The organism is Pseudomonas sp. 09C 129, from assembly GCF_002843625.1.
GTDB lineage: Bacteria > Pseudomonadota > Gammaproteobacteria > Pseudomonadales > Pseudomonadaceae > Aquipseudomonas > Aquipseudomonas chlororaphis.
The window spans coordinates 781,473-805,638 of record NZ_CP025261.1; the positions used below are offsets into that span (position 1 = coordinate 781,473).

Below are 24,166 nucleotides of genomic sequence, written 5' to 3' on the forward strand. Positions count from 1 at the left end.
AGACGCTGTACGAGAAGCGCCGGGCCTGGGCCCGGCGACCTCTGCGGCTGACCTTCAGTGGGTGATGTACTTGGCGCTGACGTATGGCGCGTAGTCCGGCAGAACCGCCTCGACCTTGCCCTGTTCCTTGAGGAACACCGCGGTGTCGGTGATGGCCTTGGTGGTCGGCGCGCCAAGGCTGATGACCTGGTCGGCCGCCAGTGGGTAGACGTTGCCCTGCAACAGCAGCGGAATGTCGCTGGCCTTGGCGCCGGAGAGTTTCACCAGCTTGTCGACGTTGCTCTGCTCGGCCAGCCAGGCTTTTGGGTCTTTGCGGTAATCGGCGTAGGCGTCGAGGGTCACCTTGGCGAAGGCGGTAACGATTTGCGGGTGCTTCTCGGCGAAGTCCTTGCGCACGATCCAGGCATCGAAGGTCGGCGCGCCGAACCGGGCCAGTTCACCGGAGGTGATCAGCACCTTGCCGTTTTCCTTGGCCACGCCCAGCGCCGGGTCCCAGACGTAGGTGGCGTCGATGTCGCCGCGCTTCCAGGCGGCGATGATCGCCGGTGGCGCGAGGTTGAGAATCTGTACTTTCGCCGGGTCGATTTTCCAGTGCTTGAGCGCGGCCAGCAGGCTGTAGTGACCGGTGGAAACGAAGGGCACGGCGACTTTCTTGCCGACCAGGTCCTGGGGCGTGTTGATCCCGGATCCGTCGCGGGCCACCAGGGCCTCGGCGGCGCCGATCTGGGTGGCGATGAGGAAGGTTTCCACCGGCACCTTGCGGGTGATCGCGGCGGTCAGCGGGCTGGAGCCGAGGTAGCCGATCTGCACGTCACCCGAGGCGATGGCGGCGATGATGTCGGCGCCGTTGTCGAACTTGCGCCAGTCGATCCTGGCCTGGGTGGCCTTTTCGTAGGTGCCGTCGGCCTGGGCGACTTTCGCCGGATCGACGGTGGTCTGGTAGGCGACGGTGACGTCGGCTGCCTGGGCGAACAAGCTCGCGGTAGCCAGGGATACGGCCGCCAGAAGGCGAAGGGGAAAGTGCATTTTCATCATGAAGCTCCTCGACAGGCGGCCAAGTGTGGACGTGGGAGGAGACTAAATGATCTAAGAATCTAAAAATAAATAACTTTTTAGAATTAGCTTAAAAGAGGAATCTTCTAAAGAGAGCACTTTCGGGGAGGGGAGCGTCAAGCAAGCTCGCTCCCGTAGGAGCGAGGCTTGCCCGCGAAAAGCGCCGCAGGCGCTTAGCTCAGTTACTGATCGCCAGGATACTCGCCTGGTACGAACCGACAAACACGTCGAAATCACCGACCTCGTTGCGTTCCAGCTCGGCCTGTTGCAGCAGGGAGCTGCGCGCGGCTTCTTCGAAACGCGCCTGGTCTTCCTTGCTCAGGGGCTCGCTGCGGAAGAACTCGGCGTGGGCCAGGCTCTGGCGCAGGGAGAACTGGCTGAAGCTTTCCTTGTGCTCCTGCATGGCGGCCAGGACCTGGGCCGAAGGCGTCAGGGATGAATCCTTGACCTTGGCCAACTGGGCGTCCAGCGCCTTGCCGTGGGCGTCGCTGCCGTGGCTGCGATCGAGCAGGGCGGCCAGCGGCGCGATCTTTTCCAGCAGCTCGCCGGCCCATTCCTTGAGCTCCACCAGTTGTCCCTGGCGCAGCAGGTGCAGGCCCGGACGACGACCTTCCTTGACCACCTTGAGGAAGTTCGAGGTGGCGTTGCCGCACTCGTTGTTTTCCAGCAGCGGGCTCTCGTTGAGCGCGCAATACAGCAGGAAAGCGTCGAGGAAGCGGGCTTCCTGCACGTCGATGCCCATCGGCAGGAACGGGTTGATGTCCAGGCAGCGCACTTCGACGTACTGGATGCCGCGGGCCATCAACGCCTGGATCGGCCGCTCGCCGGTGTAGGTCACGCGTTTCGGGCGGATGTTGGAGTAGTACTCGTTTTCGATCTGCAGGATGTTGGTGTTGAGCTGGACCCACTCGCCGTCCTGATGGGTGCCGATCTCCACATAAGGCGCGTACGGCGTGGCGACGGCCTTGCGCAGGCTGTCGGTGTAGCTGTTCAGGTCGTTGTAGCAAGGGGTCAGGCCGGCCTGGGCGTTGCTCTGGTAGCCCAGGTCGCTCATGCGCAGGCTGGTGGCATACGGCAGGTACAGGGTCTCGGCGTCCAGTTGTTCCAGCTGGTGCGAGCGCCCGCGCAAGAAGCCCGCGTCCAGCGCCGGCGAGGCGCCGAACAGGTACATCAGCAGCCAGCTGTAGCGGCGGAAGTTACGGATCAGCGCGATGTACGCCGACGACTGATAGTCGCGATCGCTGCCGACGAAACCTTCGGCCTGCTTGAGCAGCGGCCAGAGCTGCTCCGGCAGGGAGAAGTTGTAGTGGATCCCGGCGATGCACTGCATGGTCTTGCCGTAACGCAGGGCCAGGCCCCTGCGGTACACATACTTGAGCTGACCGATGTTGGAGGTGCCGTAATAGGCGATCGGGATGTCTTCCTCGGCCGGCAGCGGGCACGGCATCGATGGACTCCACAGGTACTCGTTGCCGAGCTTGCTGTAGGCGAAACGGTGAATCTTGTCGAGGCTGGCCAGGGTGTCAGCCGGATCGGCCAGGGCCGGAGTGATGAACTCCAGCAGCGACTCGGAATAATCGGTGGTGATCTGTTCGTTGGTCAGCGCGGAACCCAGTTCTTCCGGGTGCGGGGTCTGTGCCAGGCGCGCTTCGCCGGTCACGCGCAGGCATTCGCGCTCGATACCGTGCAGGCACTGCTCGAGCAGAGAGAGGTTAGCGCGCTCGCCGAGCAGAGCCAGGCGGCGGTTGAGAAGTTCGCTCAAGTTGGATTCCTTCACGCGTCAGTCGCCCCAATATGGGGGTGGGCAGGACGGTCTACAAGGGTGAAGTTGAAACTGGCGTTTTCGCCTGGTCGTTGAGCCTTGCCGGCCCGCTTTGCAACGCCATTGCTTCATCCTTGATCTGGCTCTTGCACGCGCAAAAAAACTCCGGCGCCGTGTGTGCAGCGCCGAAATTAACTCAAATCGAGGTTGAGGGGCTATAGAACAGCGAACGTGCCTTGTGCTTTAGCGACCAGTTTGTCGCCTTGCATCACATCGGCCTCGACCACCAGGGTGCGGCGGCCCGGGTGGAGCACCCGGGCGTGGCAGACCACGTCGCCCTCGGCGACGGCGCGGATGTAGTTGATCTTGCACTCGATGGTCGCGCTCTGCTGGTCGAAGCCGTGGGAGCTGGAACAGGCCAGCCCCATGGCGATGTCGACCAGGCTGAAGATCGCCCCGCCGTGCAGCTTCTGGCCGCGATTGCGCAGCTGCGGCGTCAGTGTCAGGGCGACGTCGGCTGCCCCGACCTCCAGGCGCTGCAGACGGCAGCCGAGCAGTTGGCTGAACGCGCTTTCGGTCAAGCCGGCCGGGATCTCCATCAGCGTTTCTTCAACTGCTTGGCGTTGGCGAACAGCGACGCCATGGCGTTGTTGGTCGGGGCCGCGGTCACGGTTTCCTTGCGCGGGGCGCTATTGCCCGACGAGCGTGGCGCCGAGCCTGGGCGCGAACCACGAGCGCCGTCGATCTTCTCGCCCGGGGTGTCGCTCATGCGCATCGACAGACCGACGCGTTTGCGCGGGATGTCGACTTCCATGACCTTGACCTTGACCACGTCGCCGGCCTTCACCGCCTCACGCGGGTCCTTGATGAACTTCTCCGACAGCGCCGAGATGTGCACCAGGCCGTCCTGGTGCACGCCGATGTCGACGAAGGCACCGAAGTTGGTGACGTTGGTCACCACGCCTTCGAGGATCATCCCCAGTTGCAGGTCCTTGAGGTCTTCGACGCCTTCCTGGAACTCGGCGGTCTTGAACTCGGGACGCGGGTCGCGGCCCGGCTTGTCCAGTTCCTGGAGGATGTCGGTGACGGTCGGCAGGCCGAAGGTCTCGTCGGTGAACTTCTTCGGATCCAGGCGCTTGAGGAAACCGCTGTCGCCGATCAGCGAGCGGATGTCGCGGTCGGTCTCGGCGGCGATGCGCTGCACCAGCGGGTAGGCTTCCGGGTGTACCGCGGACGCGTCCAGCGGGTTGTCGCCGTTCATCACGCGGAGGAAGCCGGCGGCCTGTTCGAAGGTCTTTTCACCAAGGCGGGCAACCTTCTTCAGCGCGGCGCGGGTCTTGAACGCACCGTTTTCATCGCGGTGGCTGACGATGTTCTGCGCCAGGGTGGTGTTGAGGCCGGAGATCCGCGCCAGCAGGGCCACGGACGCGGTGTTGACGTCCACGCCGACGGCGTTCACGCAGTCCTCGACCACCGCATCCAGGCCACGGGCCAGCTTCAGCTGCGACACGTCGTGCTGGTACTGGCCGACGCCGATGGATTTCGGATCGATCTTCACCAGCTCGGCCAGCGGGTCCTGCAGGCGGCGGGCGATGGACACCGCGCCACGGATCGACACGTCGAGGTCGGGGAATTCCTTGGCGGCCAGTTCCGACGCCGAATACACCGAAGCGCCGGCCTCGGAGACCATGACCTTGGTCATGCGCATGGCCGGGTATTTCTTGATCAGCTCGGCGGCCAGCTTGTCGGTTTCCCGGCTGGCGGTGCCGTTGCCGATGGCGATCAGGTCCACCGAGTGCTTGGCGCACAGCGCGGCCAGCACGGCGATGGTCTGGTCCCACTTGTTGTGCGGTACGTGCGGGTAAACGGTGGCGTGGTCCAGCAGCTTGCCGGTGGCATCCACTACCGCCACCTTGCAGCCGGTGCGCAGGCCCGGGTCGAGGCCCAGGGTCGCGCGCGGGCCGGCCGGAGCGGCCAGCAGCAGGTCGTGCAGGTTGTGGGCGAAGACGTTGATCGCCTCGGTTTCCGCGCTATCGCGCAGCTCGCCCAGCAGGTCGGTTTCCAGGTGGGTGTAGAGCTTGACCTTCCAGGTCCAGCGCACCACTTCGCCGAGCCACTTGTCGGCCGGGCGGTTCTGGTTCTGGATGCCGACCTGCTGGCCGATCATGCCTTCGCACGGGTGCATGGTGCCCGGCAGTTCGTCGCCGACTTTCAGCGCGGAGCTGAGGATGCCTTCGTTGCGGCCACGGAAAATCGCCAGGGCGCGGTGCGATGGCATGCTCTTGAGCGGTTCGTCGTGTTCGAAGTAATCGCGGAACTTGGCGCCTTCCTCTTCCTTGCCGGCGATCACGCGGGCACTGAGGGTGGCTTCCTGCTTGAGGTAGTTGCGCAGCTTGTCCAGCAGGCTGGCGTCTTCGGCGAAGCGCTCCATGAGGATGTACTTGGCGCCTTCGAGGGCGGCCTTCACATCGGCCACGCCTTTTTCCGCGTCGACGAAGCGCGCGGCTTCGCTTTCCGGGGTCAGGCTCGGGTCGTTGAACAGGCCGTCCGCCAGTTCGCCGAGGCCGGCTTCCAGGGCGATCTGGCCCTTGGTGCGGCGCTTCTGCTTGTACGGCAGGTAGAGGTCTTCGAGGCGGGTCTTGGTGTCGGCGAGCTTGATGTCGCGGGCCAGCTCCGGGGTCAGTTTGCCTTGCTCCTCGATGCTGGCGAGGATGCTGATGCGCCGTTCGTCGAGTTCTCGCAGGTAGCGCAGGCGCTCTTCCAGATGACGCAACTGGGTGTCATCGAGGCTGCCGGTCACTTCCTTACGGTAGCGGGCGATGAAGGGCACGGTGGAGCCTTCATCCAATAGAGCGACGGCCGCTTCGACCTGTTGTGGGCGTACGCCGAGTTCCTCGGCAATGCGGCTGTTGATGCTGTCCATAAAACCACCTGACAAATTGTGAAGCAGGCTCGCCGGCACGGAAAATTGGCCTTGGCGAGTCTGGTTGAGCGGCCTGGCGTGCGCCGCTGCCTGGATCAAAAGGCTGCCTGTTGACCCGTGAAATCGAACAATTACTGCCTGGCCGGGAAAAATAAAAAATGGCCACGGGCGGTAACGATCAGACGTTGCCTGACACAAAAGGCGGCGCATTATAACCAGCGTTCCAGTCTTCGGGGGTATCGGCCCACTGGCGGCCGACGGCGGGTTTTCTGGCGGTAGAGGAAAAATCTGCTAACAATGCACACGGTGCGTATAACGGCAGCTACGCCATAATGCGCACCGAGATAAAAGGAGCATCTGATGAGCAGCACTGCACAAACTGCCGAAGGCGAAAAAATTCTTATCGTTGACGATGACCCCGGGCTGAGCAGCCTGCTGGAGCGCTTCTTCGTCAGCAAGGGCTACCGTGCCCGCGCGGTTCCCAACACCGAGCAGATGGACCGTCTGCTGGGTCGCGAAGTCTTCAACCTGGTCGTCCTCGACCTGATGCTGCCTGGCGAAGACGGCCTGACCGCATGCCGCCGCCTGCGCAGTGCGAACAACCAGATCCCGATCATCATGCTCACCGCCAAGGGCGACGAGCTGAGCCGCATCAAGGGCCTGGAACTGGGCGCCGACGATTACCTGGCCAAGCCGTTCAACCCCGACGAGCTGATGGCGCGGGTCAAGGCCGTGCTGCGTCGCCAGTCGGCTCCGGTGCCGGGCGCGCCGGGCAGCGAAGACGAAAACGTCACCTTCGGCGACTACGAGCTGTCCCTGGCCACCCGCGAACTCAAGCGCGGCGCCGAAGTGCACATGCTCACCACCGGTGAGTTCGCGGTGCTCAAGGCCCTGGTGATGAACGCTCGCCAGCCGCTGACCCGCGACAAACTGATGAACCTGGCCCGTGGCCGCGAATGGGATGCCCTGGAGCGCTCCATCGACGTGCAGATCTCCCGCCTGCGCCGGATGATCGAACCCGATCCGTCCAAGCCGCGTTATATCCAGACGGTCTGGGGCGTGGGTTATGTGTTCGTGCCGGATGGCACCACCACCAAGTGACCGATGATTTGTAGGAGCGAGCGCCCGGGCCGGCACACGACCCGGGCGCTCACATTCCGCAACTCTGCGAGCGCGGCTCGCTCCTGCAAAGCGTGTAATGGCTGTTTATGAAAACCCCGCTGTGGTTCCCGCAAAGCTTCTTCTCCCGCACCCTCTGGCTGGTGCTGATCGTGGTGCTGTTCTCCAAGGCGCTGACCCTGGTTTATCTGCTGATGAACGAGGACGTGCTGGTGGACCGCCAGTACAGCCACGGCGTGGCCCTGACCCTGCGCGCCTACTGGGCCGCCGACGAATCCAACCGCGACCAGATCGCCGAGGCCGCCGGGCTGATCAAGGTGATCGGCAGCGGTGTGCCGGCGGGCGAGCAGCATTGGCCCTACAGCGAGATCTATCAGCGGCAGATGCAGGCCGAACTGGGCGCCGACACTGAAGTGCGCCTGCGCATGCATGCGCCGCCTGCGCTCTGGGTGCGCGCGCCGAGCCTGGGCGACGGCTGGCTGAAAGTGCCGCTGTATCCGCACCCGCTGCGGGGGCAGAAGATCTGGAGCGTGCTCGGCTGGTTCCTGGCGATCGGCCTGTTGTCCACGGCGTCGGCGTGGATCTTCGTCAGCCAGCTCAACCAGCCGCTCAAGCGCCTGGTCTATGCCGCCCGGCAACTGGGGCAGGGGCGCAGCGTGCGCCTGCCGATCAGCGATACGCCGAGCGAGATGACCGAGGTGTACCGCGCCTTCAATCAGATGGCCGAGGACGTGGAACAGGCCGGGCGCGAACGCGAGCTGATGCTGGCGGGGGTGTCCCACGACCTGCGCACGCCGCTGACCCGCCTGCGCCTGTCGCTGGAGTTGATGGGCAGCCACAACGACCTGACCGACGACATGGTCCGCGACATCGAAGACATGGACGCGATTCTCGACCAGTTCCTGGCCTTTATCCGCGACGGCCGCGACGAATCGGTGGAGGAGGTCGATCTCAGCGATCTGGTGCGCGAAGTGGCGGCGCCCTACAACCAGAACGATGAAAAGGTGCGTTTGCGCCTGGAGCCGATCCCGCCGTTCCCGCTGCGTCGGGTGTCGATGAAGCGCCTGTTGAACAACCTGATCGGCAACGCGTTGAACCACGCTGGTACCGAAGTCGAAGTGGCGGCCTATGTGTCGGGCGACACCAGCGCGCCTTATGTAGTGCTGAGTGTGATGGACCGTGGCGCGGGCATCGACCCGTCGGAGCTGGAGGCGATCTTCAACCCCTTCACCCGAGGCGACCGTGCCCGGGGTGGCAAGGGCACCGGCCTGGGCCTGGCCATCGTCAAGCGGATCGCCTCGATGCACGGGGGCAATGTCGAATTGCGCAACCGCGCCGATGGCGGCCTGGAAGCGCGAGTGCGCTTGCCGTTGGGGTTGTTGCTGCCCAGGGATGCGGTTTGAAGGCAGCGGCAAGCTACAAGCTACAAGCGGCAAGTGAGGAGTCGCTTTTCTCTTGCAGCTTGCAGCTTGCAGCTAAAAGCTTGCCGCTGCCCTTAACCCTTGCCCTTGGTCCGGGTCATGTTCGGGCCACCGTTTTTCTCGATGTGCTCGATGATGATCCCCGCCACGTTCTTGCCCGTGGTGGTCTCGATGCCTTCCAGGCCTGGCGAGGAATTCACCTCCATCACCAGTGGCCCGTGGTTCGAGCGCAGGATATCCACGCCCGCCACGCTCAGGCCCATGACCTTGGCCGCGCGCAGGGCGGTCATGCGTTCTTCCGGGGTGATCTTGATCAGGCTGGCGCTGCCGCCACGGTGCAGGTTGGAGCGGAACTCGCCGGGCTTGGCCTGGCGCTTCATCGCCGCAATCACCTTGTCGCCGACCACGAAGCAGCGGATGTCGGCGCCGCCGGCTTCCTTGATGTACTCCTGGACCATGATGTTCTGCTTCAGGCCCATGAAGGCTTCGATCACCGACTCGGCCGCCGTGGCGGTTTCGCACAGCACCACGCCTATGCCCTGGGTGCCTTCCAGCACCTTGATCACCAGGGGGGCGCCGTTGACCATCTCGATCAGGTCGGGAATGTCGTCCGGCGAGTGGGCGAAGCCGGTCACCGGCAGGCCGATACCGCGCCGGGACAGCAGTTGCAACGAGCGTAGCTTGTCCCGCGAGCGGGCGATGGCCACCGACTCGTTGAGCGGGAACACACCCATCATTTCAAACTGGCGCAGCACCGCGCAGCCGTAGAAGGTCACCGAGGCGCCGATCCGTGGAATCACCGCATCGAAACCTTCCAGCGGCTTGCCGCGGTAGTGGATCTGCGGTTTGTGACTGGCAATGTTCATATAGGCGCGCAGGGTGTCGACCACCACCATTTCATGGCCACGCTCGGTGCCGGCTTCGACCAGGCGACGAGTGGAATACAGACGCGGGTTACGCGACAGCACAGCGATCTTCATGCAACACCTGTGGCAGAGGTAGTGGACACCGGGAACACCGGTTTGTCTTGAACGTATTTGATCCCTGGATTGACCACCAACTGGCCATCGATCAGGGCTTTGGAACCGAGCAACAGGCGATAGCGCATGGCCTTGCGGCAGGCGAGGGTGAACTCCACCCGCCAGACCCGATCGCCGAGCGCCAGGGTGGTGCTGATCACGTAGCGCACCTGTGCCTGGCCGTTGGAGCTCTTGATGGTTTTCATCGCCACCAGCGGTGCTTCGCAACGCCGGTGACGCAACTGCACCACGCTGCCCAGGTGCGCGTTGAAGCGCACCCACTGCTCACCGTCGCGCTCGAACGGCTCGATCTCGGTGGCATGCAGGCTGGAGGTGCTGGCGCCGGTATCGATCTTGGCGCGCAGGCCGGCGACTCCCAAATCCGGAAGCGCCACCCACTCGCGCAGACCCACGACGGTCAAATGGTCAAATGTCTTCAAATGTGCTCAACCGCTGAGGAACCCGCTCGTACCGTCAAGCGGCCGAATTCGCGGTATTCACGCAGAATAATGGGTAAAAGGCGACAGATATCTAGGCCCGGATCCACAGCGCCCGGACGGGCTGCTGCAGAGCCTCGCATTCTAAACCGAGCCATCGCAATTCATGGCACGAGAGAAACGGTAGTACAGTTCGAAAATATTTCAGAATGAGGACATGCCATGGCACAAAAAGCCGAAGACGACGACAAGGTCCGTCTGGACAAATGGCTGTGGGCGGCGCGCTTCTACAAGACCCGTGCGCTGGCCAAGGCCGCCATCGAAAGCGGCAAGGTGCACCACCGTGGCGAGCGCTGCAAACCGGGCAAGGAGCCGAGGATCGGCGACGAGTATGAGATACGCACCGGCTTCGACGAGCGCACCGTGGTGGTCCAGGCCCTGTCGATCGTGCGCCGTGGGGCGCCGGAGGCGCAGGCTCTCTATACGGAAACCGCAGCCAGCATCGCCAAGCGGGAAAACGCCGCGGCCCTGCGCAAGGCCGGCGCCCTGGGTGTGAGCACCGATGGCAAGCCGACCAAGAAACAGCGGCGTGACCTGTTCAAATTCCGCAGCAGCGAATAGACCCTTGGCCTTCTGAACCCTGCGGGTTCAATCGCCAGCAAGCTGGCTCCTACACAGCCGGCGCACCGCTCAACCCCCTGTAGGAGCGAGCTTGCTCGCGATCCGCGGCAAAGCCGCGACAAGCAGCAAATCCGAAGAGTCAGGCCGCCCGCACCACGCTCAGGCGCGACAGCAGCGGTAGCTTGCCCAGCAGGTTGAACAGCGGGTTGGTCGCCCGCAGCAGGAAGTCCGAGGCCTTGGCCGCGTACGGGGTGTAGTAGCCCCAGCCGAGTGCCCAGACCGCCAGCAGCACGCCACCGATATAGTCGTCCTGGCCCCAGTGCGCGCCGGCCACCAGGCGCGGCATCATGAACAGCAGGGTCAGGCCCCAGATCACCAGGAATTGGCCGACGCCGCGGCTGAACACACTCATGAACAGCGCCCAGATCAGCAGCACCGAGGCGTGGTCACCGGGGAAGCTCTGGCTGGAACGGTCCTTGAGCTCCCAGGTTTTTTCCCAGTGCGGGAAATAGTCGCTCATGTGCACGGCATCCTGGAGCATCATCGACGGGCTGTCGTGCTGCCAGTCCATGGCGTCGGCGAGCCTGGAGAACCACAAGCGGATAATCAGCATCAAGACCAGGATCGACAGGAAGCCGAAAAAGGCCCGGCGTATGTCCACGGCCTTGAACACCCAGTCACCGCGGATCAAAAGGGTCAGCAGGATCAGCCCGACTATCGCGTCGAAAGGCCGCAGGCTGGCCACGGCCCAGATATGCAGCCAGGTGGAGTTGCTCGCAAGGGGAGCATTCAGCAGGCGGAACAGCCATTCGTCGAACATCACACAAAGCATGTGCCCGCTTGGCCATAACCAGAAACCCAGCAGTGCCAGAGGGAGCAAATTGCACAACACCAGCTTGCCGAGGTTCCACCTTGCTTGGAACAAACCCGGATTGTTCATAAAATGCCTCCAATGGCAGAAAATCGCGCACCGTAACAGTGCAAAAAACGCAATTTTCATATCTTGTAACCATTTTGTCATCACTTCAGATACCCAAACCTATGACTCATTTGCCGGATACCGACTTCACCCAACGCTTCATCTTCGATGACAGCGACGCCCGCGGCGAGCTGGTGGCGTTGGAGCGCAGCTATGCCGAAGTGCTCGCCAAACACGCTTACCCGGAGCCGGTCGCGCAACTGCTCGGCGAGCTGATGGCGGCGGCCGCGCTGCTGGTCGGCACGCTGAAGTTCGATGGCTTGCTGATCCTCCAGGCCCGTTCCGAAGGCCCGGTGCCATTGCTGATGATCGAGTGCTCCAGCGAGCGCGAGATCCGTGGTCTGGCCCGCTACGACGCGGAGCAGATCGCCCCGGATGCGACCCTGGCCGACCTGATGCCCAATGGCGTGCTGGCCCTGACCGTCGACCCGACCCACGGCCAGCGCTATCAGGGCATCGTCGACCTGGATGGCGCCACCCTGTCGGAATGCTTCACCAACTATTTCGTCATGTCCCAGCAGGTCGGTACCCGTTTCTGGCTGCACGCCGACGGTCGTCGCGCCCGTGGCCTGCTGCTGCAGCAACTGCCGGCCGACCGCCTCAAGGATGAAGAAGAGCGCGCCGCCAGCTGGCAGCACATCACCGCGCTGGGCAGCACCCTGACCGCCGACGAACTGCTGAGCCTGGACAACGAAACCGTGCTCCATCGCCTCTACCATGAAGAAGCCGTGCGCCTGTTCGATGTGCAGCCGTTGCGCTTCCGTTGCAGCTGCTCGCGGGAACGCTCGGGCAATGCGCTGGTCAGTCTGGGTCTGGAAGATGCGCAGAAGCTGGTGGTCGAACACGGCGGCAGCATCGAGATCGATTGCCAGTTCTGCAACGAGCGCTACCTGTTCGATGCGGCCGATATCAGCCAATTGTTCGCCGGAGCGGGTGTCGAGTCGCCGTCAGATACTCGTCACTAAAACGGTTCAGCGCAGGTAAATCACCTGGCAAGCGCCGGATTAACGCCGTTCTGACGGGAGGGCCCTACTCTTTTTGGGCTTTTCTGGCATAATCCGGCGCACTTTTTTCGCGGTAGTAGTGCACGACTTTCTACTACAAAACGTTTGGAGCACTCGGCCACTGGCCGACGGGGAACCTCATGACGCAAGCCAATAACGCCGTGTACACCGATCTGAGTGTTGATGATCTGGTCAAAGAAGCCCTGAAGCGCGGTGAAGGCGAGCTTGCCGATACCGGCGCGCTGGTTGTTCGTACCGGTCACCGTACCGGCCGTTCGCCAGTCGATCGTTTCATCGTTGAAGAGCCGAGCACCCAGGACGCTATCGCCTGGGGCCCGATCAACCGCAAGTTCCCGGCCGACAAGTTCGATGCCCTGTGGGCTCGCGTCGAGGCGTTCAACAACGCGCAAGAGCATTTTGTTTCCCATGTGCATGTAGGTGCTTCCGACGAGCACTACCTGGCCGTGAAGATGACCACCCAGACTGCCTGGCAGAACCTGTTCGGTCGTTGCCTGTTCATCAATCCGGCCCAGTACAACCCGGCTGGCCGTGACGAGTGGCAGGTGCTCAACGTGGCCAACTTCGAATGCGTTCCTGAGCGTGACGGCACCAACTCCGACGGTTGCGTGATCCTCAACTTCGCTCAGAAAAAAGTGCTGATCGCCGGCATGCGCTACGCCGGTGAAATGAAGAAAGCCATGTTCTCGGTACAGAACTTCCTGCTGCCGGCCGCCGACGTGCTGCCGATGCACTGCGCCGCCAACATTGGCGAAGAAGGCGACGTGACCCTGTTCTTCGGTCTGTCCGGCACTGGCAAGACCACCCTGTCCGCCGATGAAAGCCGTTACCTGATCGGTGACGACGAGCACGGCTGGGGCGAGGGCGTGGTGTTCAACATCGAAGGCGGTTGCTATGCCAAGTGCATCGACCTGTCCGAGAAGAACGAGCCGGTCATCTGGAAAGCCATCAAGCATGGCGCCGTGCTGGAAAACGTTGTGCTGGACGACGCCAAGAAGGCGGACTACGCCGATGGCAGCCTGACCCAGAACAGCCGCGCCGCCTACCCGCTGGAGCACGTCGAGAAGCGTTCCGAGAAAAACCTCGGTGGCGAGCCGAATGCCGTGATCTTCCTGACCTGCGACCTGACCGGCGTACTGCCGCCAGTCTCGATCCTCAGCGAAGAACAAGCTGCCTACCACTTCCTGTCCGGCTACACCGCTCTGGTGGGGTCGACCGAAATGGGCTCGGGCGCCGGCATCAAGTCGACCTTCTCCACCTGCTTCGGCGCACCGTTCTTCCCGCGTCCGGCAGGCGAATACGCAGAGCTGCTGATCAAGCGCATCCGCGGCTTCGGTTCCAAGGTCTACCTGGTCAACACCGGCTGGACCGGCGGTGGCTATGGCGTTGGCAAGCGCTTCAACATCCCGACCACCCGTGGCGTGATCGCCGCCATCCAGAGCGGCGCGCTGGTCGGTGCCGAGACCGAGCACCTGGGCACCATCAACCTGGACGTGCCACTGGCCGTTCCAGGCGTCGAAACCGGTTTGCTCAACCCACGCAACACCTGGGCTGACAAAGCCGCCTACGACGAGGCCGCCAAGGCCCTGGCCGGCCTGTTCATCGAGAACTTCAAGAAGTTCGACGTGAGCGACGCCATCAAGGCTGCCGGTCCGAAGCTGTAAGCATCGGGCAAGTGGTTCAAGAAGCCGCCCTTCGGGGCGGCTTTTTTGTGGGCGTCATTCAGTCCTGTTCAAACACTAGGCGGCTTGTCCGAGCGGTTCAATAAGCCAGATTCGATGCGATTTGTAAGGTAAATCCTTGTGTCCTGTCGTAGACCGTTTAGGGCCAATCGCAGGGCATGAACGAAAAAGAAAAGTCGCTCGACCAGCTCGGATTTGCCTGACAGCCAAGGTCCCCTCGCACTGGTTAACGTGAGATCCCCCGGTTGAAGGCCGGGGTTTCCCAGGCGACCGAGCAAAGGACTATGGCCCGCAACAAGGATGTGCCCCAGGTATGGCAGCACTACGACGCTGACGGCGGTGGTTATCGTCGCCTGCGCGATATGACTGCGAGCGAATTGGCCGAGCGTGATGAGGCGCAGCAGGGTTACGAGCAGATGCTCGCTCGTCAGCAGGTCTATGAAGAGCGGCTGCCGACCATACAGGTGGAATCGCAACCAACGTCCGTCGGTTGCGTATTTGCCAAGTCTTGCAAGCTGCCGAACGCAATCATCGACTACGTCACCCCGACGGGCTTCATACCCACTGATTCGGTGGCGAATTACGGCGCGTTGACGCTGTTGGGCGGCCGTGAGGTCGAGGCGGGTGGGCGAGTGCCCCTCAAGCGTATCAGCGGCGCGCTGCCGGCCAATCTCGGTGCCTTGACCCTGGGTGGTGTCTCCGTGGGTTCTGGTACCACCGGCAGTGGCTTGGGGCTGATCTCCTCGGGCGTGGCGGCCGGTGCGTTGCTGGGGCTGGTGGCCTTGCTCGCTCCATCGAGTTTGGGTGACGGCGCGCTGTACAGCGAAGAGCAGCTACGCAACCTCAAGCAAGCCCGCACCCGCTTGCGCCTGCGGGTTGAACAGCAGGCCGACGGCAGTCTCAAGGGCTACGGTTTCAACACCCAGGGTCGCCGCGAGTGGGAAATGATTCCGGTGGCTGAGTTTGAGGCTCGTGATGAGCAGCAAGTGGCCGATCTGGGTGATGGCATCACCCTTATCTGGACTCCAGCGGTGGACCCCTCGAGCACCGCAGGGATACCACCGCTGGAAGCGGCGCCACAGACACCACCGATCTGGATTTTCCCGCCGACGGAAGCGGCGGAACGGATCATCGTCAGCCCGATTTATCCGCCGGAGTATCGGGATTTTATTTTGGTGTTTCCGCCGGGGTCAGGAGTTCAGCCGCTGTATGTGGTGTTGAGTGTTTCTGATCATAAATATCACCCCACCCCTCAAGGTTTGCTCCCGGCTTTCCCTGATGCTGTGCGAGGCAGATCCAAGACGCCTGTAACCGGAGGTGGTGGACTACGTCCGCGTTGGGTTGATAGGGCGGGTAATATTTATGAATGGGATCGTCAGCATGGCGCTCTTGAGAAATACAACAAACGTGGAAGGCATCAAGGCGAGTTTGATTACGTCACAGGCAAGCAAACAAAAGACGCGGATAAAGGCAGGAGAATAGAGCCATGATGTTTTCAGTGATGGGCTTTGAGCCAGGAAAGGACGAGTTGGCGTTTGAGGTATCTATTAATGCGTCTGCTGACGAACTGGTTCCAGTCATGGGGTGGACAGAAATCAGCGACGGTATTGGTGTCGATTTTCGATTAACAGCTGCTCAGATTGTTGAAATTGAGCAATTGTGTTCAGTGAGGTTTCCTGAAGGGCTGGATCTCTATCTGGCATCGTCAGGCGGATAGATTTCGATCTGATTTTTCCCCGAGCCCCCTGCTGACGACTCACACGAAGCATATAAACGTAGTAATCCAGTAACCGCTTTTGTCATTGCGGTGGCAACTTAACGATTTGTGAGCTGCTCACAGCGCAATACAGGAAAGATTTCTCTCCAGGGAGCCGGATGTAATGTTGAAAATAGTTATTCCATTGACCTTGGTGACAGCTGTCGGTGCAGCTCAAGCAGATATACAAATTCAGGGCTCGCCATTGCCTGAGGATCTGAAAAACCTGAAACCTGTTACGGTTGTACAGAGCGGTGTCGAGGAAAAGAAGCGGCTGGATCGACTCGACTCGATAGCAAGGCGCTTCAACCTGAAGATGGACGAAAAATTCATTTACACAGGTAGAGTTAAGCCAAGCCCTTCGCTAGGACCACTGGCTGTCGTCTATAAGGTTTATCCAGAAGAGGCAGAGCTTAAGGTTGTCCGAATCAACCTGAAACACGGAGATGCGCGCATCTATACTGTTGCTCCCGAGGAGATCAAACCCTACGCGGATTTTGAATCGAGCCCTCTCGATGCAAGAGTGGCAAGCACTGTCCTGAAACCAGGCGCATCCGCCGCCCGCTCCCGTGAGTATTACAAGGATTGGTACGACACCTATCAGTCATTGCGCGTCAAACTAGCGTTAAAAGTAGTTGCAAGCGATGCCTGTGAGACAGTGAGTAGCGTTGATCTCTATCGTTTCAATGGAGATTTTTTTACTGCGTTCTGCGGTAACGGCATGGAAATCAGCCAGACCCCAGCAGCGATTGAAGCAGAGCAGCCAGTAGATCCTTCTTTTAAAAAATGGGTTGTTATACGCCCCAGGTAAATTCAGGTTTTCAGTCGTCGTCCGGATTGCACATCGGTCGCAGTCCGTCACGGCCAACCTCTTCCGGCATCGTGAGTTCATACCGCAACTCGGTCTGTCCGTCTTTGCCCGCACCGGGGCGGTCGTAGCGCTTGGCCCCTGAGGCAGGATAGTCCGGGACAGGGAGTCCTGTAGGCTGGCTCTTCAAATCGTCGAATACTCAGCACGCGCGCCGAAAAATGTGTATCGTGCGCGCGAAATCTGCCGGGTACCTTTGGGTGCCGACTTCATACACTTAAAGGGAATTAGGTATGCGATTGTTTCGCGTGACTTCGATTTTTTCGTTGTGGGCATTGGCGTTTTCGGTGACGGCGCAGCAGCTGCCGGTCGAGGTGCTGAGTGCGGTGGTCAAGGACCAGAAGATCGCCGACGCCGAAGTGCTGGTGCAGCGCAATGGCGCGCAGAGCGTGGTTGGTCGTACCAATGCTCAAGGCCAGGTGACCCTGACCACCGACTTCGCCGATGACCCCAGCAACCTGCTGATCATCAAGAAACCCGGCTATTCCAACCTGGTGGTCAAGTGCCCGTGCAGCGGCATGACCTATGCCATCAGCCCGGTGATGCAGAACCTCGACGGTCTGCGCGTGGTGCTGACCTGGGGCGCGAACCCCAGCGATCTCGACTCGCACATGATCTTCCCGGGCAACAACATCTACTTCCGCAACCAGCAAGGCGATGACGCCCACCTGGACGTCGACGATGTCGACAGCTACGGCCCGGAAACCATCACCCTGGAAAAGAAACACTACGGCGAAAGCTATGTGTACGCGGTGCATGACTACAGCAACCAGAGCCGCCCGGCGTCCCGCCAGCTCTCTGCCAGCCAGGCCAAGGTGTTCGTGTACATGGGCCAGTCGCTGGTGCGCACTTACTACGTGCCGCAGGACCGCAGCGGTAACCTGTGGACCGTGTTCCGCATGACCGGCAATGGCGACTTCCAGGACATCAACACCCTCAGCGGCGTGACCGTCGACGCGCAGGACGTGCTGAACGAAGTATCGCCGCTGCTCGACGACAAAGTGGAAGTGGCCGCTGTCGCCGTCAGCAGCAGCGCGCAAGCCGATGCGAAAACCCTGAACCGCAAGGGCGAAGAGGCTTACCACGCCGGTAACCTGCAGCAAGCCATCGACTTCTACCGTCAGGCCATCGAGCTGAACAACGGCTACGGTCAGGCCTACAGCAACCTCGGCCTGGCCTATCAGAAAGCCGGCAACACTGCTGAGTCGATCTGGGCCAACCGCAAGGCCATCGCCCTGGCCAGCGGCAACTCGGCGGCCACCGTGCGCGCCAGTTCCTACTACAACATCGCGCGGATCTACGAAGCGGCCGGTCAGTTCGCCGATGCCCTGCGTCACTATCAGTTGGCCAAGCAGCAGAAGGCCAACCCGGTGTACGACAAAGCCATCGAGCGTGTGCAAAACCGTTGATTCACGGGTGTTGATCTGACCCCCATAACGCGCCGTCCCACGGCGCGTTATGCATTTATGGAGGTTGTTATGCGGGTTCTGGTTGTTGCTTTGATGTTGTCCCTGTGGACGGCCGTTGCCCAGGCTGCCGGCCCGATGGTGTTCGCCACTATCGACCGCAGCACCTGGCCGGGTTCGCTGGCCACGCAAGCGGGTTTCGATACCGCCTCGCGCGCGGAAATCCTGATGTTCGGCAAGGCCCTGCTGGCCAGCGAGGCGCTGGACGATGTCAGCCTCAAGCAGCGCCTGGGCGTCAAGGCGCTGGACCATCATTCGGTCGAGCAAGTGCGCGATCGTTTCTGGATACGCCTGCTCAGCAGTTACCACAGCGCCAGCCAGGACTGTGAAGGTGCCGCCTTCTGCCCGCCGGTGCGTAACCTGGATGACTTGCGGCAACTGGCCCAGGGTTTCACCGGGACGGTCAGCCCGGCCTATGACGCCTGGGCCCAGGCAAGCCGGCAGTTTCATGAGCAGTATCTGAACGAACAGCTGCGCCTGGCGGCGTTGTTTCCGAAGATCAGCAGTGAGATCGAGCGTTTCGACAGCGCCGAGCTGATGGGCGACGAATTGGCGGACCGGCAGTTTCTGCTGACCTTCGACGACGGCCCGACAGCCGCGGGCGGCCACACCGATACGCTGGCCAATGTGCTGCGGGCCAACGACCTGCACGGATTGTTCTTCGTCCTGGGCGAGCCGTTCCAGGCGCGTCTGCGCAAGTCGTCGCCGGCGCAGATGCGCGAGTTGTACAGCGGCCAGTGCGTTGCCCTGCATGGCTGGGCGCACAAGTCCCACAGCGCCTGGAGCGAATGGCAGCAGTCCATCACCCGTTCCGCGACTCTGGTGCGCGGCACGTTGCCGGATGACTACCAGCCGCTGTTCCGCCCGCCTTATGGCCAGCGTTCGAGTGACAGCCCGGCGTTCTTCAAGGCCCAGGGCATCAAGGTGATGCTCTGGGGCATCGACTCCCAGGACTGGAGCAAGAGCATCAGCGCCAGTGCGGCGAGCCAGCGGGTGCAGACGCTGATGCTGCTGTGGCGCCGGGGGATCATTTTGTTCCACGATATTCACAACAAGGCGCCTGCCGCAGTGCCGACGCTGATCGCCGCGAACAAAAGCAATGGTGTGAAGTGGGTGGATTGCCGCGCGACGCGGTAAGAGCACGACTTTTATCGCGAGCCATCGGGTGCTTGGTGGCTCGCGATACACCCTGAAAAACTCCGCATAACCCCAGCCGGACAGTATTCTCCGCCTCCCTGTATCATCCCGTATCCTTTCTTCCCCGACCTTTTCCCGACCCTGTGCCAGTCTGCAAGGCATGTCAGCGGTCAAAGGAGTGACAGCTCATGCACGACACCCTCGAACAGGTCTTCGGTTATCCACAGTTCCGTCCCGGCCAGGAGGCGGCGGTCAGCGCGGTACTGGCCGGGCGCTCGGCGGCGGCGATCTTTCCCACGGGCTCCGGCAAGTCCCTGTGCTACCAGCTGCCGGCCTTGTTGCTGCCACACCTGACCCTGGTGGTCTCGCCGTTGCTGGCGCTGATGCAGGATCAGCTGGCGTTCCTGCAACGGCACGGCATCGCCGCGGCGAGCATCGATTCGGCGCAGAGCCGCGATGACGCCAACGAGGTCATGGCGCGGGCGCGCTCCGGTGAGTTGAAGATCCTGATGATCTCGGTGGAGCGCCTGAAGAACGAGCGTTTTCGCAACTTCCTGCAGCAGGTGCGGATCTCCCTGCTGGTGGTGGACGAGGCGCACTGCATCTCCGAATGGGGCCATAACTTTCGCCCCGACTACCTCAAGCTGCCGGACTACCAGCGCCAGTTCAACATTCCCCAGGCACTGCTGTTGACCGCTACCGCCACGCCCAAGGTGATCGCTGACATGCAGGGGAAATTCGCCATCGCCGGGCAGGATGTGGTGACCACCGGTTTCTACCGGCCCAACCTCAACCTGCTGGTGGAGCCGGTGCGTGGCCAGGACAAGCGCCGGCGCCTGGTGCAGTGGATGGGCGAGCGTCCCGGGCAGCCGAGCATCGTCTATGTCACCTTGCAGAAAACCGCCGAGCACATCGCCGAGCATCTGAGTCGCAACGGCATCCAGGCCCAGGCCTATCACGCCGGCCTGCCCCATGAGCAGCGCGAGGCCATCCAGCGTCAGTTCATGGCGGGTCAGTCCAATTGCATCGTCGCCACCATCGCCTTCGGCATGGGCATCGACAAAAGCGACATCCGCAACGTGGTGCATTTCGACCTGCCCAAATCCATCGAGAACTACAGCCAGGAAATCGGTCGTGCCGGGCGTGATGGCCAGCCTTCGGACTGCCTGGTGCTGGCCAACCGCGACAGCCTCAACGTGCTGGAAAACTTCGTCTACGGCGACACGCCGGAGCTGGAAGGCATTCGTTGTGTGCTGGACGAGCTGCAGGGCGCGGCGCCCGACGGGCAGTGGGAGTTCCTGTTGGGGCCGCTGGCGGACCAGAGCAATATCCGCCAGCTGCCGCTCAAGACCTTGTTGGTGCAGCTGGAACTGCGCGGCCTGATCGCGCCGCGTTACGCCTACTTCGCCGAATACCGCTTCAAGTTCCTTGAGGAACCCCAGGCGCTGCTGGCGCGTTTCGAAGGTGAGCGCCGGGACTTCGTGGCGGCGATCATCGAGACCTCCAGCCGTGCCCGGACCTGGGCCACGGTGAATTTCGACGCGCTGTATCAGCAGCATCAGGCCGAGCGTAACCGGGTGGTGAAGGCCCTGGACTACTTCCAGGAAAAGGGCTGGGTCGAGCTGGAAAGCAAGCAGATGACCGAGGTCTACAACCTGCTGGAGACGGGCTTCGATGCCGCGACCCTGAGCCAGCAACTGCATGCCTACTTCAAACAGCACGAAAGCAGCGAGATCGCGCGGATCCACGCGATGCTCGCACTGTTCGCCACCGAGCAGTGCCTGGGGTATCGCCTGGCGCAGTATTTCGGCGACGACCAGGCACCGCAGCGGTGCGGGCATTGCTCGGTATGCCATGGCCAGGTGGCCCGCCTGCCGGAGCCGCCAGCCTTGCCAGCGCTTGTGGATAAAAACTTCGAAGCGCTGTGTGGCGAATTTATCCACAGGCACCACCAATACAGCGGCACGGTTCCAGGGGCGGAACGGCTGACGCGTTTCCTCTGTGGGATCAGCGTGCCGCTGTTCACCAAACTCAAGGCGCGGTCGATCCCGGGTTTCGCGGTGCTCGAGGATTATCCCTACGCCGAAGTGCGCGATTGGGCCGAACATCATCTCCAGGATTGATACCTGCCCGATCCATCTGCTGAATGCCGCTCATCACAGGAATAAATTTCAAAAATGTCCTGGGCCTGATTATGGTGGTTTGCGTCTTTGAGCCACCTACAGGGGAGCCACTATGAGCCAGATCGATATTCAGCGCGCCGCGGTGATCGGTGCCGGGACCATGGGCCGCGGGATCGTGATGTGCCTGGCCAATGCCGGGGTCGCGGTGCAGTGGGTGGACAACAACCCGCAGATGCTCGAACAGGCGCTGACAGCGGTGACCGAGACTTATGCACACAACGTGCGTCAGGGGCGGATCGATCAGGCAGAGGCCGATGCGCGCCGGGCCCGGATAAGCGCGGCGGCGGATTATCCGGCGATCCGCGATGTGGACCTGGTGATCGAGGCGATCTACGAGAACCTCGAGCTGAAGCAGCAAATCTTCCGCGAACTCGATGGCCTGCTCCAGCCGCGGGCGATTCTCGCCAGCAATACCTCGGCGCTGGATATCGACGCCATCGCCGCAGTCACCCGGCGCCCAAGACAGGTGCTGGGCCTGCACTTCTTCAGCCCGGCCCATATCATGAAGCTGCTGGAAATCGTCCGGGGCGCCGCGACTGCGCCGCAGGTGCTCGAGGCCGCGCTGGCGCTGGGCGAGCGCATGGGCAAGGTCAGTGTGGTGTCTGGCAACTGCCCTGGATTCATCGGCAACCGCATGTTGCGCACCTATGTGCTGGAGGCGCGCAAGATGTTGCTGGAAGGGGCTTTCCCTTATCAGGTGGATGCCGCATTGCAGGGCTTCGGTTTTGCCATGGGCCCGTTCCGCATGTACGACGTGGTCGGCATCGACCTGGAATGGCGTGCCCGGCAACTGGCCGGCAAAGGCCAGGAGGCGCGCGAAGTGCAGGTGGATAATCGCCTGTGCGAGGCGGGTCGTTTTGGCCAGAAGAGTGGCAAGGGTTATTACCAGTACGAGCCCGGCAGTCGTCAGGCTGAGCACGATGTGCAGGTCGATGCCCTGGTTCAGGAGGTCAGCGAAGGCCTGGGCTACCGTCGTCGCGACATCGGCCCCGAGGAAATCCTCGAACGCTGCCTGCTGGCGCTGGTCAACGAAGGCGCGAAGATTCTCGAGGAAGGCATTGCCGGCTCGGCGCACGACATCGACCTGGTGTACCTCAACGGTTATGGCTTTGCGGCGGACAAGGGCGGGCCGATGAGCTGGGCGGACCAGCAGGGGCTGGTGTCCATCCAGCAAGGGCTGCTGCGGCTGCAAGCCGAGTCGGGCGCGCACTGGAAGCCGGCGCGGTTGATTGACGAGCTGGTGCAGGCTGGCAAAGGGTTTGCCGATCATCGGGCCATCGGTTGAAATAGGCGTCGCCTGATCGACCACACCATGGTCGCTTTCCAGACACCTTGCCTCCGAGAACCCGCCAATGACCGACCGCATGCCGCAACGCACCGACTACCGCCACTTCCAGCCCATCATCACGCGCTGGCACGACAACGATGTGTACGGTCATGTGAATAACGTCACCTACTACAGCTTCTTCGACACGGCGGTGAACACCTACCTGATCGAGGAGGGCGGCCTGGATATCCATGACGGCGAGGTGGTGGGCTTTGTGGTGAGTTCGGCCTGCGATTACTTTGCCTCGATCGCTTTCCCCGAGCGCATCGAGATCGGCATGCGCGTCGGCAAGCTGGGCAACAGTTCGGTGCAGTACGAGCTGGCGGTGTTCAAGGCGGGGGAAACCGATGCCTGCGCGGCGGGGCGCTTCGTGCATGTGTTCGTCGATCGGGCATCGAATCAGCCGGTAGGGATTCCCGCCGGGCTGCGTGGAGCGCTGGAGCGCTTGCTGGTGTAAGGCACAAAAAAGACCGTAGCCTGCTTCGGGTGGCTCCTTGGGGTTCATCCCGGGGGTGATGAACCCTGTCTGACAGGAGCTGCCGTCAGGCTGCGGTCTTTGTGTCAGCGGGTTGCGACCGTTTCAGGTCTTAGTCGCGCCAGTGACGTTTGTGCTTGCGATGCCCGTAGGCATGGCCACGACCCGGATGGCCGTCGCGGTAGTAGCGACGGTCGTCGTAGTCGCGATCGCGGTAACGGCGATCGTCACGATCGCTGGAGTTGCCCATGTGGTTACCCAGTGCGCCGCCGACGCCACCGCCCGCGGCTGCGCCGATCAGGCTGCCAGTGGTGCCCCCCACGCTGCGACCGACCACGTTACCGCCGGCTGCGCCTAGCGCGCCACCGATAGCGGCTTCGCCACGGCTGCGTCTGTCGGCACCCACGGCACTGCCGCCCGCGCCGCCCAGTGCGGCACCGATGGTGGAACCGGTGTTGCCACCAATCGACTGACCGACGACCGAGCCTAGAACCCCGCCCAATGCGCCGCCCACACCTGCTTCTGTGGTGCCGCCGGCAGAGGCGACGCCGCTGACCAGGCCAAGGGACAACAAGAGAATCGAGGAGAACTTCATAGAGGAGCCTCAAAGGGATGACGGCGCGATCCTGAGGCTGTGTTGAGGCGCTTACAATCGAAATCCGACGAATAGCACGAGTTGTACACAATCTCGTAACTTATTGTTTTTAGTAGGGAACTTATCCTATTTTTGCGAGTCTGTAGCTACTTGGAAAAGGCCGCTTCTGGATGGAAGCGGCCTTTTTTGTGCCTGCGATTTCGCCGCCGCTGGAACCTCCTGACTGTAGCCGCTGCCGCAGGCTGCGATCGGCTCCGTAGGAGACGTTGCTCTTGAGGGCCCTGGAAGGCGCTGCGCGCCTTATCGCAGCCTGCGGCAGCA

21 protein-coding genes are annotated in these 24,166 nt (G+C 62.1%); 13 read left to right on the forward strand and 8 right to left on the reverse strand.

Going from position 1 to position 24,166, the window contains the following annotated elements:
- Positions 1 to 54 precede the first annotated feature (54 nt).
- The 4 genes from tauA to CXQ81_RS03650 form a co-directional block, all read right to left on the reverse strand.
- Positions 55 to 1,032, reverse strand: coding sequence for a taurine ABC transporter substrate-binding protein (tauA, locus tag CXQ81_RS03635; RefSeq protein ID WP_007925265.1), 978 nt, complete (start codon positions 1,030 to 1,032; stop codon positions 55 to 57).
- 199 nt (positions 1,033 to 1,231) lie between these two features.
- Complete coding sequence (gshA, locus tag CXQ81_RS03640) at positions 1,232 to 2,815, reverse strand: glutamate--cysteine ligase (protein WP_101336507.1); 1,584 nt, start codon at positions 2,813 to 2,815, stop codon at positions 1,232 to 1,234.
- A gap of 215 nt (positions 2,816 to 3,030) precedes the next feature.
- A complete protein-coding gene (locus tag CXQ81_RS03645) occupies positions 3,031 to 3,414 on the reverse strand; it encodes a PaaI family thioesterase (protein ID WP_101336508.1) in 384 nt (127 codons plus the stop codon).
- Positions 3,414 to 5,738: a Tex family protein gene (locus CXQ81_RS03650; RefSeq protein ID WP_101336509.1), complete on the reverse strand. Its 2,325-nt coding sequence runs from the start codon at positions 5,736 to 5,738 to the stop codon at positions 3,414 to 3,416. The genes CXQ81_RS03645 and CXQ81_RS03650 overlap by 1 nt, the downstream gene beginning before the upstream one ends.
- Before the next feature lie 360 nt (positions 5,739 to 6,098).
- Between CXQ81_RS03650 and ompR the strand changes: the two genes are divergently transcribed.
- Both ompR and CXQ81_RS03660 read left to right on the forward strand, forming a co-directional pair.
- The gene (gene ompR, locus CXQ81_RS03655; protein WP_007925257.1) at positions 6,099 to 6,839 is read left to right on the forward strand and encodes a two-component system response regulator OmpR; all 741 of its coding nucleotides are present in this window, start codon (positions 6,099 to 6,101) and stop codon (positions 6,837 to 6,839) included.
- 107 nt (positions 6,840 to 6,946) lie between these two features.
- Positions 6,947 to 8,260, forward strand: coding sequence for an ATP-binding protein (locus CXQ81_RS03660; protein ID WP_101336510.1), 1,314 nt, complete (start codon positions 6,947 to 6,949; stop codon positions 8,258 to 8,260).
- Between the two features lie 92 nt (positions 8,261 to 8,352).
- On the opposite strand, the gene rimK is transcribed toward CXQ81_RS03660, so the two are convergent.
- Positions 8,353 to 9,258 carry a 30S ribosomal protein S6--L-glutamate ligase gene (gene rimK / locus CXQ81_RS03665; protein ID WP_007931744.1) on the reverse strand — a complete coding sequence of 302 codons (906 nt, stop codon included), beginning with the start codon at positions 9,256 to 9,258 and terminating at the stop codon, positions 8,353 to 8,355.
- Positions 9,255 to 9,737 (reverse strand): ATP-dependent zinc protease, encoded by a 483-nt coding sequence (locus CXQ81_RS03670; protein ID WP_007931742.1) that lies wholly within the window; start codon positions 9,735 to 9,737, stop codon positions 9,255 to 9,257. The genes rimK and CXQ81_RS03670 overlap by 4 nt, the downstream gene beginning before the upstream one ends.
- 219 nt (positions 9,738 to 9,956) lie before the next feature.
- On the opposite strand from CXQ81_RS03670, the gene CXQ81_RS03675 reads away from it, so the two are divergent.
- Positions 9,957 to 10,355: an RNA-binding S4 domain-containing protein gene (locus tag CXQ81_RS03675; protein WP_009041701.1), complete on the forward strand. Its 399-nt coding sequence runs from the start codon at positions 9,957 to 9,959 to the stop codon at positions 10,353 to 10,355.
- 139 nt (positions 10,356 to 10,494) lie between these two features.
- Here CXQ81_RS03675 and CXQ81_RS03680 read toward each other — a convergent pair whose 3' ends face one another.
- A complete protein-coding gene (locus CXQ81_RS03680; protein ID WP_101336511.1) occupies positions 10,495 to 11,295 on the reverse strand; it encodes a phosphatase PAP2 family protein in 801 nt (266 codons plus the stop codon).
- Positions 11,296 to 11,396: 101 nt separating this feature from the next.
- Here CXQ81_RS03680 and hslO point away from each other — a divergent pair, with 101 nt between their 5' ends.
- The 10 genes from hslO to CXQ81_RS03730 all read left to right on the forward strand — a co-directional run bounded on the left by hslO (position 11,397) and on the right by CXQ81_RS03730 (position 23,232).
- Complete coding sequence (gene hslO, locus CXQ81_RS03685; RefSeq protein ID WP_007931739.1) at positions 11,397 to 12,299, forward strand: Hsp33 family molecular chaperone HslO; 903 nt, start codon at positions 11,397 to 11,399, stop codon at positions 12,297 to 12,299.
- Positions 12,300 to 12,478: 179 nt separating this feature from the next.
- The gene (locus CXQ81_RS03690; RefSeq protein WP_087089600.1) at positions 12,479 to 14,020 is read left to right on the forward strand and encodes a phosphoenolpyruvate carboxykinase; all 1,542 of its coding nucleotides are present in this window, start codon (positions 12,479 to 12,481) and stop codon (positions 14,018 to 14,020) included.
- Positions 14,021 to 14,322: 302 nt separating this feature from the next.
- Positions 14,323 to 15,528, forward strand: coding sequence for a colicin E3/pyocin S6 family cytotoxin (locus CXQ81_RS03695; protein WP_101339375.1), 1,206 nt, complete (start codon positions 14,323 to 14,325; stop codon positions 15,526 to 15,528).
- Entirely contained in the window at positions 15,525 to 15,755 is a 231-nt protein-coding gene (locus CXQ81_RS03700; RefSeq protein WP_101336512.1) for a pyocin S6 family toxin immunity protein, read from the forward strand. The genes CXQ81_RS03695 and CXQ81_RS03700 overlap by 4 nt, the downstream gene beginning before the upstream one ends.
- 163 nt (positions 15,756 to 15,918) lie before the next feature.
- On the forward strand, positions 15,919 to 16,605 hold the full coding sequence (locus tag CXQ81_RS03705; protein WP_101336513.1) for a hypothetical protein: 687 nt from the start codon (positions 15,919 to 15,921) through the stop codon (positions 16,603 to 16,605).
- Between the two features lie 290 nt (positions 16,606 to 16,895).
- The gene (locus CXQ81_RS03710; RefSeq protein WP_007931735.1) at positions 16,896 to 18,071 is read left to right on the forward strand and encodes a tetratricopeptide repeat protein; all 1,176 of its coding nucleotides are present in this window, start codon (positions 16,896 to 16,898) and stop codon (positions 18,069 to 18,071) included.
- A 69-nt stretch (positions 18,072 to 18,140) separates the two neighbouring features.
- A complete protein-coding gene (locus CXQ81_RS03715) occupies positions 18,141 to 19,265 on the forward strand; it encodes a polysaccharide deacetylase family protein (protein ID WP_101336514.1) in 1,125 nt (374 codons plus the stop codon).
- A 188-nt stretch (positions 19,266 to 19,453) separates the two neighbouring features.
- Entirely contained in the window at positions 19,454 to 21,388 is a 1,935-nt protein-coding gene (locus tag CXQ81_RS03720) for an ATP-dependent DNA helicase RecQ (RefSeq protein ID WP_101336515.1), read from the forward strand.
- Between the two features lie 112 nt (positions 21,389 to 21,500).
- A complete protein-coding gene (locus CXQ81_RS03725; protein ID WP_101336516.1) occupies positions 21,501 to 22,733 on the forward strand; it encodes a 3-hydroxyacyl-CoA dehydrogenase in 1,233 nt (410 codons plus the stop codon).
- Positions 22,734 to 22,800: 67 nt separating this feature from the next.
- Entirely contained in the window at positions 22,801 to 23,232 is a 432-nt protein-coding gene (locus CXQ81_RS03730) for a thioesterase family protein (RefSeq protein WP_101336517.1), read from the forward strand.
- 130 nt (positions 23,233 to 23,362) lie between these two features.
- Here CXQ81_RS03730 and CXQ81_RS03735 read toward each other — a convergent pair whose 3' ends face one another.
- On the reverse strand, positions 23,363 to 23,845 hold the full coding sequence (locus CXQ81_RS03735) for a glycine zipper domain-containing protein (protein ID WP_007931726.1): 483 nt from the start codon (positions 23,843 to 23,845) through the stop codon (positions 23,363 to 23,365).
- Between the last annotated feature and the right edge of the window lie 321 nt (positions 23,846 to 24,166).